This is a genomic window from Streptomyces sp. 15-116A (assembly GCF_025290915.1).
Lineage (GTDB): Bacteria > Actinomycetota > Actinomycetes > Streptomycetales > Streptomycetaceae > Streptomyces.
This window is the reverse complement of record NZ_JAOCQE010000212.1, coordinates 1-11,415: the sequence shown is the minus strand read 5'-3', so window position 1 is coordinate 11,415 and position 11,415 is coordinate 1. Positions and strand designations below refer to the sequence as shown.

Genomic DNA, 11,415 nt, shown 5'->3' with positions numbered 1-11,415 from the left:
CTGGGGCAGGAGGCGCCCGGTGCGCTGCTGCCGGGGCCCGAGCACACCGAACCGGAGGCCGCCGTGCGGATCACCGTCACCAACACCGCGAGCGTGCCGGTCTCGGTCACCTCACACTTCCACTTCTTCGAGGCCAACCCCCGCCTCGACTTCGACCGCGAGCGGGCCTACGGGATGCGGCTCGCCGTCCCCGCCGGGTCGTCGGTGCGGTTCGGGCCGGGCGAGAGCGCCCAGGTCGGGCTCGTACCGATCGGTGGCGAGCGCATCGCGATCGGCTTCGCCGGGCTCGTGGACGGGCCCCTCGACGCGCCGGGGGCCGAGCAAGAGGCCCTGCGCCGGGCCGCCGCCTGCGGATATCTGGGAGTTCCCAGTGAGGAGGTCGACCGATGAGCCGTCCCGGAGGGCACCCCGCCGAAGCCCGCCGCCTGACCCCCTACGAGTACGCCGCCACCCACGGCCCCCGTGCCGGTGACCGGATCCGGCTCGGTGACTCCGGGCTGACGATCAAGATCGAGTCCGACTCCCAGCAGTACGGCGAGGAGTTCCTCGCGGGGTTCGGCAAGACCGCCCGTGACGGGCTGCACCTCAAGGCCGCGGCCGTGCGCGAGACCTGCGACGTGGTGATCAGCAACGTCGTGGTGATCGACGCCGTGCAGGGCATCCGCAAGGTGTCCATCGGCATCCGCGAGGGGCGGATCTGCGCGATCGGGCGGGCCGGCAACCCCGACACCCTGGACGGGGTGGACGTCGTGGTCGGCACCGGCACCTCCATCGTGTCCGGCGAGGGGCTCATCGCCACCGCCGGGGCCGTCGACACGCACGTGCACCTGCTGTCGCCGCGCATCATGGAGGCCTCGCTCGCCTCCGGGGTGACCACGATCATCGGCCAGGAGTTCGGTCCCGTGTGGGGCGTGGGCGTCAACTCGCCCTGGGCGCTGAAGCACGCCTTCAACGCCTTCGACGCCTGGCCGGTCAACATCGGCTTCCTCGGCCGGGGTTCGTCCTCCCACGAGGCGCCGCTGATCGAGGCGCTGGCCGAGGGCGGCGCGTCCGGGTTCAAGGTGCACGAGGACATGGGCGCCCATACCCGGGCGCTGGACACGGCGTTGCGCGTCGCCGAGGAGCACGACGTCCAAGTGGCCCTGCACAGCGACGGGTTGAACGAGTGCCTGTCCGTCGAGGACACCCTGCGGGTGCTGGAGGGGCGGACCATCCACGCCTTCCACATCGAGGGCTGCGGCGGCGGACACGTCCCCAACGTGCTGAAGATGGCGGGCGTGCCGAACGTCATCGGCTCTTCCACCAACCCCACCCTGCCCTTCGGGCGGGACGCCGTCGCCGAGCACTACGGCATGATCGTCTCCGTCCACGACCTGAAGACCGACCTGCCGGGCGACGCCGCCATGGCCCGCGACCGCATCCGCGCCGGGACCATGGGCGCCGAGGACGTCCTGCACGACCTGGGCGCCATCGGCATCACCTCCTCGGACGCTCAGGGCATGGGGCGCGCCGGTGAGACCGTGCGCCGCACCTTCGCCATGGCCGGGAAGATGAAGGCCGAGTTCGGAGCGCCCGAGGAGCACGACAACGAGCGCGTGCTGCGCTACATGGCCAAGCTGACCATCAACCCCGCCATCGCGCATGGCCTTTCGCACGAGGTCGGCTCGATCGAGGTGGGCAAGCTCGCCGACGTCGTGCTGTGGCGGCCCGAGTACTTCGGCGCCAAGCCGCAGCTCGTCCTCAAGGCCGGCTTCCCCGCGTACGGCGTCGTCGGCGACCCCAACGCGGCCACCGACACCTGCGAACCCCTCGTCCTGGGCCCGCAGTTCGGCGCGCACGGCGCCACCCCGGCCGACATCTCCGTCGCGTTCGTCGCCCGGGCGGCACTGGACCAGGGGCACGACACCATGCCGACCCGGCGCCGCCGGGTCGCCGTGCGCGGCACGCGCGGCATCGGTCCCGCCGACCTGCGCCTGAACTCCCGTACCGGACACGTCGACGTCGACCAGCGCACCGGCCTGGTCACCCTCGACGGTGACCCGCTGCGCTCCGAGCCCGCCGAGTCCGTCTCCCTCAACCGCCTCTACTTCCTCTGAGGACCCACCCATGAACACGCCCGCGTCCGACGGCTTCCGCATGCCCGCAGAATGGGCCCCGCACGAGCGCACCTGGATGGCCTGGCCCGGTCCCAACCACACCTTCTCCGACCCGGAGGAGCTGACCGCCGCCCGTACCGCCTGGGCGTCGGTGGCCCGCGCGGTCCGCCGGTTCGAGCCGGTGACCGTGGTGTGCGGGCCGGGCCAGTCGGCCGAGGCGCGGGACCTGCTGGGCGCGGACATCGACACCGTGGAACGCGAGCTGGACGACGCCTGGATGCGCGACATCGGCCCCACCTTCCTGACGAACGGCTCGCAACTCGCCGCCGTCGACTGGACGTTCAACGGCTGGGGCGCCCAGGAGTGGGCCGGCTGGGAGCACGACGCGAAGATCGCCGCGTACGTCTCCGATCTCGCCGGGGCACGGACGTACGCCTCGAAGCTCGTCAACGAGGGCGGCGGCATCCATGTCGACGGCGAGGGCACGGTGCTGCTCACGGAGACCGTGCAGCTCGGGCCCGAGCGCAACCCCGGCTGGACCAAGGAGCAGGTCGAGGCGGAGATCCACACCCACCTCGGCACCCGCAAGGCCATCTGGCTCCCGCGCGGCCTCACCGCCGACTATCCGCCGTACGGCTACGGCACCCTCGGCCATGTCGACATCGTGGCCGCCTTCGCCGGGCCGGGTACGGTCGTGGTCCACCGTCAGCCGGACCCCGCGCACCCCGACCACGAGGTGACCGAGGAGGCCATCGGCATCCTCAAGGCGGCCACCGACGCCCGGGGCCGCCGCCTGGAGGTCGTCGACGTCCCCGCGCCGACCGTGCTGGAGGCCGACGGCCACTGGGCCGACTACTCCTACATCAACCACTACGTCTGCAACGGCGGCGTGGTCCTGTGCGCCTTCGACGACCCGCGCGACGAGCTCGCCGCCGGGATCTTCCGCCGCCTCTACCCCGACCGCACGGTCACCCTCGTGGACGCGCGTACGATCTTCGCGGGTGGTGGGGGCATCCACTGCATCACCCAGCAGCAGCCGAAGATCTAGCAGACCCAGGAGCGGGACATGGCCGGTGGGCGCAGACAGGCTCCGCCGCGCGAGGACGTGCTCGCCGCCGCCATGGAGATGATCGCCGAGCGCGGCCTGGAGCAGCTGACCATGGCCGCGCTCGGGCGTGAGGTCGGCATGAGCAGCGGGCATCTCGTCTACTACTTCCGCACCAAGGACGAGCTGCTGCTGCGGACCCTGGAGTGGAGCGAGGGCCGCCTGGGCGCCGCCCGCTCCCGGCTGCTCGCCCGCACCGCCCCCGCCCGCGAACGCCTCGACGCCTACGTCGACCTGTACGTCCCCGACGGCCACCGCGACCCCCACTGGACGCTGTGGCTGGAGGTCTGGAACCGGTCGCAGAACGCCGACGACGACGCCCGGGACCGCCAGGCCGCCATCGAGGGCGCCTGGCACCGCGACCTGGTCGCCCTGCTCGCCGAGGGCGTCTCCCGGGGCGAGTTCCGCCGCGTCGACCCCGACCGCTACGCCGCCCGGCTGCGCGCCCTGCTCGACGGCCTCTCCATCCATGTGGCGATCGGGCTGCGCGGCACGGACCGGCCACAAGTTCTGTCCCACGTACGGGAGTTCCTCGACGAGACACTGCTCGCGGACGCCTGAGCCGTCGCCCGGGTTGTACTCAATACGGCGGATTGACCAGGTGGTTGGTGATGCGATTGGCTCGGGGTGCTCCGGTGGTACAGGAGCAGCGAACGGGGAATCACGGGGACTTCAGGGGGAGTTCATGACCACAGTCATGCGCGCGGCCTCGGCCGCGCTGATCACGGGTGCGCTGGCGCTGGTGTCGACCGCACCGGCGACGGCCGCGCCCGGGCCGAACACGGAACGCGTCACCGTGTCGGCCACGGGGGAGCAGGGCGACGACCACTCCTACGGCCCGACGGTGAGCGCCGACGGCCGGTTCGCGGTCTTCACGTCCGGCGCGTCCAACCTGGTGCCGGGCGACAGCAACGAGGTGCACGACGTGTTCGTGCGCGACCTTCGCAAGGGCACCGTCGAGCGGGTCACCGTCGCCTCCGACGGCACCCAGTCCGACGGGATGTCCAGCGCGCTGGCGATCAGCGGCGACGGCCGGTACGTGCTGTTCCTGTCCCGGGCCCGCACCCTGGTGCCCTGGGAGAAGCCGCCCGCCGACGACTTCGCCGAGGACGTCTACCTGCACGACCGCCGCACCGGCCGCACCGAGCGGGTGAGCGCCGGCCTCGACGGCGGATCCGCCTACGCCTTCGGCGGGGCCATGTCCGCCGACGCCCGTTACATCGCCTTCAGCGCCCGGCCCAGCCGCATGGAGACCGGCGACCCGAACATCTTCCGGGCCGTCTACCTCCTCGACCGGAACTCCGGTGACGTGCGCCGCGTCGCCAACCGCGAGCACCCGGGCTGGCCCGCACAGGTGGTGGGCGTGAGCGCCGACGGACGCCGGGTGGCGTACTCCCAGATCGAGTACAAGGGCCCGCGCGGCGCGCTGTGGGTGCACGACAGCCGCACCGGCACCGAGGAGCAGGTCAACGTCACCACCGACGGCACACCGTCCTCGACCGCGCCCCTGCACGCCTCGCTCTCCGCCGACGGCCGCCGGGTCGCCTTCGAGAGCTCCGCCGCGGATCTGGTCCCGGGGGACACCAACGAGCAGACCGATGTCTTCGTCCGGGACCTGCGCGGCGACACCACGACCCGCGTCACCCACGACCTCGGCGAGGCGAGCGGTGTGTACAACCCGGCGATCAGCCCCGACGGCAGGTACGTGGCCTACGACGCGGCGGTGCGCGGGGACGACGGCTACTTCGGGCCGTCCAACGTCTACCTGCGGGACCTGCGCACCGGCACCTCCCGGCTGGTCAGCGAATCCGTCACCGGCGGACCGGTCACCGACGAGTACGTCAGCGTGTACTCCGTCACCCGGGGCGGAGGCGCGGTCGGCTTCAGCTCGGACTCGGCGAGCCTGGTCGCGGGCGACACCAACGGCAAGGCCGACGGGTTCCTGCGCCGCATGCGCTGACCACCCAACGCCCGCATCCTGAGACGGACGGTGAGCGCGGGGGCGGATTGTGCCAGACTGCCCCCGTGCTCTCGTTCGCCATGATTATCGGCAGCAGGCGCGCCGGTCCGCAGTGACCGTCACGTACGACACCGTACGGGCGGACACCGTCGTCCTCGACCCGCGCGCAGACCTCTCGCACCCGCGAGAGGTTTTTCTGTTTCCCGGCCCCACCCACCGCCGGGGAGCGAGCGCGAGGGACCATGGGGGGACGGTGGAGCCGGTCATTCCGGTAGACCGAGGATTAACTTCAGGAGCCTTCACACCATGACCGCAACCAGCGAGCTCGACGACTCGTTCCACGTCTTCGACACGACCCTGCGCGACGGCGCCCAGCGTGAGGGCATCAATCTCACGGTCGCCGACAAGCTGGCCATCGCGCGGCATCTGGACGAGTTCGGCGTCGGTTTCATCGAGGGCGGCTGGCCCGGTGCGAACCCGCGGGACACCGAGTTCTTCGCCCGCGCGCAGGCGGAGATCGACTTCCGGCACGCCCGGCTGGTCGCGTTCGGCTCCACCCGCCGCGCCGGCACCACCGCCGCCCAGGACCCCCAGGTCAAGGCGCTGCTGGACTCCGGCGCCCCGGTGATCACGCTGGTCGCCAAGTCCCACGACCGGCACGTCGAACTCGCCCTGCGCACCACCCTGGACGAGAACCTGGCCATGGTCCGCGACACCGTCGCCTTCCTGCGCGAGCGGGGCCGGCGGGTGTTCGTCGACTGCGAGCACTTCTTCGACGGCTACCGGGCCAACCCCGAGTACGCCAAGGCCGTCGTGCGCACCGCCGCCGGGGCCGGCGCCGACGTGGTCATCCTGTGCGACACCAACGGCGGCATGCTCCCCGCCCAGGTCCAGGCCGTGGTCGCCACCGTGCTGGCCGACACCGGCGCCCGCCTGGGCATCCACGCCCAGGACGACACCGGCTGCGCGGTCGCCAACACCCTCGCCGCCGTCGACGCGGGCGCCACCCACGTGCAGTGCACCGCCAACGGCTACGGCGAACGCGTCGGCAACGCCAACCTGTTCCCGGTCGTGGCCGCGCTGGAGCTGAAGTACGGCAAGAAGGTCCTGCCCGAGGGCCGGCTGCGGGAGATGACCCGCATCTCCCACGCCATCGCCGAGGTCGTCAACCTCACCCCCTCCACCCACCAGCCCTACGTCGGCGTCTCCGCCTTCGCCCACAAGGCCGGCCTGCACGCCTCCGCCATCAAGGTCGACCCCGACCTGTACCAACACATCGACCCCGAACAGGTCGGCAACACCATGCGCATGCTGGTCTCCGACATGGCCGGCCGCGCCTCCATCGAGCTCAAGGGCAAGGAGCTCGGCATCGACCTCGGCGACGACCGCGAACTGGTCACCCGGGTCGTCGAGCGGGTCAAGGAACGCGAACTCAAGGGCTACACCTACGAAGCCGCCGACGCCTCCTTCGAACTCCTCCTGCGCGCCGAAGCCGAGGGCAGGCCACTGAAGTACTTCGACGTCGAGTCCTGGCGCGCCATCGTCGAGGACCGCCCCGACGGCACCCACGCCAACGAGGCCACCGTGAAGCTGTGGGCCAAGAGCGAGCGCATCGTCGCCACCGCCGAGGGCAACGGACCGGTCAACGCCCTCGACCGCGCCCTGCGGGTCGCCCTGGAGAAGATCTACCCGCAGCTCGCCAAGCTCGAGCTGGTCGACTACAAGGTCCGCATCCTCGAGGGCAAGCACGGCACCCAGTCCACCACCCGGGTCCTGATCTCCACCTCCGACGGGACGGGAGAGTGGTCCACGGTCGGCGTCGCCGACAACGTCATCGCCGCGTCCTGGCAGGCCCTGGAGGACGCCTACACCTACGGCCTGCTGCGGGCGGGCGTCGAGCCGGCCGCGTAGACCGGCCCGGCGGTCTCCGGTCCCGGCGGGGAGCGGCGCGAATTTGCGCCGGGACCGGATGCCCGTTTTCGCCCCTGTTCGGGTAGCTTCGAACATATGAAGGCCGCGCCGACGCGTACCCTCGTACGCCTGCTGATCGTGCCGATCGCCGCCGTACTGGCGGCGCTGCTGGCCGGTGCGCCGGGTGCGCACGCGGCCACCGACCTCTCGACCATCGGGAACGCGCTCCGCGAGAGTCCCGTCTACGTCGATCCCGAGGCCCGTGACGTCCTGGCCGAGTCGGACGCCGAGGCCCTCGCCGACAAGATCGAGGACGCCGACAAGCCCGTCTTCGTCGCCGTCCTCCCGGCGGACTTCCCGACCGACGACCAGTTCTGGCGCACCCTGCGCACCGAGACCGGCATCACCGGCCTGTACGGCGTCCGGCTCGGCGACGAGTTCGACGCCCGCGCCGACGGCAGCGTGCTGAGCAACCAGGGCGTGCAGAACCTGGTCGCCTCCGTGCAGGGCGCGGTGGACGCGAAGGCCCAGCTGAACGACTTCGTCGACAGCGCGCTGCGCAACATCGGCGGGTCCGGTCCGAGCTCGTGGAGCGAGGGCGGCGGCACGGACGTGCCGGTCGGCGGTCTGATCACCGTCGGCGCGCTGCTCGCGGCCGGCGGCGCGGGCGTCTACGCCGTGACCCGCCGCAACCGGCGGCGCCACGAGGAGGAACAGCGGGCCGCGCTGGAGAAGCTGCGCGTGGTGGTCGACGAGGACATCACCGCCTTCGGTGAGGAACTCGACCGCCTCGACTTCCACCCGGGCGAACCGGGCGCCGACGACGCGATGCGCACGGACTACGAGCACGCCCTGGACGCCTACGAGCAGTCCAAGCGGCTGATGGAGGCCGCGACCAAACCGGAGGACGTCCGGGCGGTCACCCAGGCCGTGGAGGACGGCCGCTTCGCCCTGGCCTCCCTCGCCGCCCGCCGCGAGGGACGGCCGCTGCCGGAGCGCCGCCCGCCCTGCTTCTTCGACCCGCGCCACGGCCCCTCGGTCGCCGACGCCACCTGGACTCCGCCGGGCGGCGCCGAGCGCGAGGTCCCGGTCTGCGAGGCGGACCGCGTCCGCCTCGCCGAGGGCCGCGACCCGGCGGTCCGCGAGGTCGACACCGAGTACGGCCGCCGCCCCTACTGGGAGGCAGGCCCCGCCTACGGCCCCTGGGCGGGCGGCTACTTCGGCGGCGGCATCCTGCCCGGCCTGCTCATCGGCACGATGCTCGGCAGCATGATGGCCACTCCCGCCTACGGGGCCGACTACGGCTCGGGCTACGGAGACTTCGGCGGCTACGAGGGCGGCGACGTCTCCGGCGCGGACTTCCACAGCGGCGACTTCGGCGGTGATTTCGGCGGCGGCTTCGGCGGGGGTGACTTCGGGGGCGGCGGCGATTTCGGCGGCGGATTCTGAGAGCGGGCGCTATCGAGGACAAAAGCTGTCCTCTTTGGCGCCTACCTTCGGCTCATGACCCCTTCGGACGGCATCCAGCCCCTCGCCTTCGAGAGCGCCGACGGACTCGACGCCTGGCTCAGCGAGCACCCCGCACCGCATCCCGGCCTGTGGGTCAAGGTCGCGAAGAAGGGGACGGGGATCGCCTCGCTCAGTGCCGGTGACGTCAACGACGTCGCCCTGTGCCACGGGTGGATCACCGGACAGCGCAAGGGGCTCGACGACGTCTGCTTCCTCCAGCGGATCACCCCGCGCCGGCCGGGAAGTCTCTGGTCCATGGTCAATGTGCGCCGGGTGGAGGAGCTGATCGAGCAGGGGCGGATGCGGGCCGGCGGGTTCGCGGAGATCGACGCCGCCAAGGCCGACGGACGCTGGGAGGCGGCGTACGCCTCGCAGAAGGAGGCCGCCGTACCGGAGGATCTCGCGGCGGAGCTGGAGCGGAACCCGAGGGCGAGGGCGGCGTTCGACACGCTCGGCAGGAGCGGGCAGTACGTCGCCATGCTGGTGGTGCTGCGGGCGCGGACCCCGCGGAGCAGGGCGGCCCGGATCCGGGCGGTGGTCGAGAAGCTGGCGGCCGGGAGGGGCTGAGAGCCTCGGTGGTGCCTTTCGGATACGCCGAGCGCCCGCCCTCCCGCACGGGGGAACGGGTGGGCGGGCGCGCTCAGGGTGCCGAGGCCGGCGGTGGGGTCAGGCGTTGCGGATCGCCGAGATGTCGAAGTTCAGCTTGATCTTGTCGGAGACCAGGACGCCGCCCGTCTCCAGCGCCGCGTTCCAGGTCAGGCCGAACTCGGAGCGCAGGATCTCGGCCTTGCCCTCGAAGCCGACGCGCTCGTTGCCGAAGGGGTCCTTCGCGGCGCCGTTGAACTCCAGGTCGATGGTGACCGGACGGGTGGTGCCGAGGATCGTCAGGTCGCCGGTGATGCGGTAGTCGTCGCCGCCCAGGGCTTCGGCCTTGGTCGAGCGGAAGGTCATCGTCGGGAACTCGTCCGTCTTGAAGAAGTCCGCGCTCTTCAGGTGGCCGTCACGGTCGGCGTTGCCGGTGTCGATGCTGTCCATCACGACGTCGAGCGAGGCGGTGGAGTGGGACGGGTCGGTGCCGTCCAGGTGCAGCGTGCCGCTGAACTCCTGGAAGCCGCCCTTGACGTTGGTCACCATCGCGTGCCGGGCGACGAAGCCGATGGTGGTGTGCGCCGGGTCGATCGTGTAGTCGCCGGTCAGGGCGGCCAGGTCCGGGCTCACGGCGGTGGTCGCGGTGGCGGTGGCGTCGTTGCTGCGGCCGAAGATGCCCATGGTGTTCCTCCTGGGGACGGGACGCGATCGGGGAGATCACGTTGAATGTTCAACTAAATCAACGAGACCCACCGTAGACCTATTCCCTTCAACATTCAACATCTTTCGCGGGTGTGTCGCGATTGGTCCACCTCGACGGGTGGTACACGGGGGGCCGTGGCCTCCGTCGCGGTTCTGGTGGAGCTGCTGCGACATGAGATGTCGGGCGGCCAGGTGAAGTGCTGGGAACACTTCGCGCACAGCGCCGCCCGGCTGCCCGCCGGCAGCGGCCTCGACCTCACGGTCTACTTCCTCGGCGAGCGCGAACACGTCGAGGAGCTCGCCCCGCACGTACGGCTCGTCACGCTCCGCCCGGTGCTCAGCTCGGCGCCGACACGGTCGGCGGACAGCGCCGAGGACGTCTGCGACCTGGCGCCCCACCATCCCGCGCTCGCCGCGCAACTGCCCCGGCACGACGTCTGGCACCTCACCCACAGCTTCGCCTTCGCCACCACCGCCGTACGCCTCGCCCGACGGCATCCCGCGAGGCCGCCCCGGCTCGTCGCCTCCGTGCACACGGACGTCCCCCTGCTGGCCTCCGTCTACGCCCGCTATCTGGCCGGCCGGTGGCTGCCCGGCACACATCCGGCGGTGGGCGACTTCCTCGCCGACCGCGCGGAGCGCGCCCTGCGGCGGCGCCGGGACCGGCTGCTGCACGCCTGTGAGAAGGTGCTCGTCCCCACGCCGGAGGCCCGCGAGGAACTCGCCCGTGCGCTCGGACCGCACCGGGTCGCCCTGCTGCGCCGGGGCACCGACCACGCGCGTTTCCGCCCCGACGCCGGTGCGCGTGGCTGGCTCGCCCGGACGTACGGCGTCCCGGCCGACCGGCCGCTGGTGCTGTTCGCCGGGCGCCTGGACGCCACGAAGGGCGTGCCGCTGCTGACGGAGAGCATGCGGCTGCTGCGTGCCGGCGGCCGGCAGGCTCACCTGGTCGCGGCGGGCTCCGGTGCGGAGGAAGAGGCCATGCGCCGGGCCCTCGGCCCCGACGTCACCCTCCTCGGCCCCGTCCCGCAGGACCGGCTCGCGCGGGTGTACGCCGCCTGCGACATCTTCGCGTTCCCGTCCCGGACGGAGACCAGCGGCAATGTGATCGCGGAGGCGATGGCGAGCGGTCTGGCGGTGGTCCTCCCGGAGGGTGCGTATACGACGAGCTGGCTGAGGGCACCGGGCCGGGACGGGGTGGTGGTGCGGTACGACGATGCCGGGGCGTGGGCGGAGGTTCTGTGCAGGTTGGTCGACGACCCCGGGTTGCGGGGGAGACTTCGCCAGCAGGCGGCAGCTACAGCGAGGACTGTCCACCCGACTTGGGACCAGGTACTGGCAGAAGATCTTCTGCCGGTCTGGTGCGCCGCGACGTCGTCTGCGGGCCGGTGGGGGCTGGGCGCGCAGTTCCCCGCGCCCCTTAGGTAGGTGCAGTTGCCGGCGGTTTTGTAGCCGCCCTAGCCCCACCCCCTCACCGACTCCCCCCACGCCCATGCAACGCCGCGATCACCGGTGACGTGTCCAGCCGTACGATCCCCACCCCC

Annotated in this window: 10 protein-coding genes; 9 read left to right on the top strand and 1 reads right to left on the bottom strand. The window is 71.9% G+C overall.

The window, feature by feature from the left end; genetic code table 11:
• The 8 genes from ureB to N4P33_RS26175 form a co-directional block, all read left to right on the top strand.
• Positions 1–390 (top strand): urease subunit beta (ureB, locus tag N4P33_RS26210; RefSeq protein WP_260829240.1); only part of this gene is annotated, 390 nt, incomplete at its 5' end.
• On the top strand, positions 387–2,096 hold the full coding sequence (locus N4P33_RS26205) for an urease subunit alpha (RefSeq protein ID WP_260829239.1): 1,710 nt from the start codon (positions 387–389) through the stop codon (positions 2,094–2,096). The genes ureB and N4P33_RS26205, both read left to right, overlap by 4 nt.
• Positions 2,097–2,106: 10 nt before the next feature.
• The gene (locus tag N4P33_RS26200) at positions 2,107–3,144 is read left to right on the top strand and encodes an agmatine/peptidylarginine deiminase (RefSeq protein ID WP_260829238.1); all 1,038 of its coding nucleotides are present in this window, start codon (positions 2,107–2,109) and stop codon (positions 3,142–3,144) included.
• An 18-nt stretch (positions 3,145–3,162) separates the two neighbouring features.
• Positions 3,163–3,762 carry a TetR/AcrR family transcriptional regulator gene (locus N4P33_RS26195; RefSeq protein ID WP_260829237.1) on the top strand — a complete coding sequence of 200 codons (600 nt, stop codon included), beginning with the start codon at positions 3,163–3,165 and terminating at the stop codon, positions 3,760–3,762.
• Positions 3,763–3,886: 124 nt separating this feature from the next.
• Positions 3,887–5,161: a hypothetical protein gene (locus N4P33_RS26190; RefSeq protein WP_260829236.1), complete on the top strand. Its 1,275-nt coding sequence runs from the start codon at positions 3,887–3,889 to the stop codon at positions 5,159–5,161.
• Positions 5,162–5,467: 306 nt separating this feature from the next.
• The gene (gene cimA / locus N4P33_RS26185) at positions 5,468–7,072 is read left to right on the top strand and encodes a citramalate synthase (protein ID WP_260829235.1); all 1,605 of its coding nucleotides are present in this window, start codon (positions 5,468–5,470) and stop codon (positions 7,070–7,072) included.
• 96 nt (positions 7,073–7,168) lie between these two features.
• Positions 7,169–8,521 carry a hypothetical protein gene (locus tag N4P33_RS26180; protein ID WP_260829234.1) on the top strand — a complete coding sequence of 451 codons (1,353 nt, stop codon included), beginning with the start codon at positions 7,169–7,171 and terminating at the stop codon, positions 8,519–8,521.
• Positions 8,522–8,575: 54 nt separating this feature from the next.
• Entirely contained in the window at positions 8,576–9,148 is a 573-nt protein-coding gene (locus N4P33_RS26175; RefSeq protein WP_260829233.1) for a YdeI family protein, read from the top strand.
• 99 nt (positions 9,149–9,247) lie between these two features.
• Here N4P33_RS26175 and N4P33_RS26170 read toward each other — a convergent pair whose 3' ends face one another.
• Positions 9,248–9,850, bottom strand: a complete 603-nt coding sequence (locus N4P33_RS26170; protein ID WP_260829232.1) for a YceI family protein — start codon at positions 9,848–9,850, stop codon at positions 9,248–9,250.
• A 156-nt stretch (positions 9,851–10,006) separates the two neighbouring features.
• On the opposite strand from N4P33_RS26170, the gene N4P33_RS26165 reads away from it, so the two are divergent.
• Positions 10,007–11,299, top strand: a complete 1,293-nt coding sequence (locus tag N4P33_RS26165) for a glycosyltransferase (RefSeq protein ID WP_260829230.1) — start codon at positions 10,007–10,009, stop codon at positions 11,297–11,299.
• The last annotated feature ends 116 nt before the right edge of the window (positions 11,300–11,415 follow it).

What these genes read in the sequence shown, in the direction of transcription:
- N4P33_RS26170 (WP_260829232.1), bottom strand. Translation starts at nt 9,850, where the DNA reads ATGGGCATCTTCGGCCGCAGCAACGACGCCACCGCCACCGCGACCACC.
- N4P33_RS26190 (WP_260829236.1), top strand. Translation starts at nt 3,887, where the DNA reads ATGACCACAGTCATGCGCGCGGCCTCGGCCGCGCTGATCACGGGTGCG.
- cimA (WP_260829235.1), top strand. Translation starts at nt 5,468, where the DNA reads ATGACCGCAACCAGCGAGCTCGACGACTCGTTCCACGTCTTCGACACG.
- N4P33_RS26180 (WP_260829234.1), top strand. Translation starts at nt 7,169, where the DNA reads ATGAAGGCCGCGCCGACGCGTACCCTCGTACGCCTGCTGATCGTGCCG.
- N4P33_RS26195 (WP_260829237.1), top strand. Translation starts at nt 3,163, where the DNA reads ATGGCCGGTGGGCGCAGACAGGCTCCGCCGCGCGAGGACGTGCTCGCC.
- N4P33_RS26200 (WP_260829238.1), top strand. Translation starts at nt 2,107, where the DNA reads ATGAACACGCCCGCGTCCGACGGCTTCCGCATGCCCGCAGAATGGGCC.
- N4P33_RS26205 (WP_260829239.1), top strand. Translation starts at nt 387, where the DNA reads ATGAGCCGTCCCGGAGGGCACCCCGCCGAAGCCCGCCGCCTGACCCCC.
- N4P33_RS26175 (WP_260829233.1), top strand. Translation starts at nt 8,576, where the DNA reads ATGACCCCTTCGGACGGCATCCAGCCCCTCGCCTTCGAGAGCGCCGAC.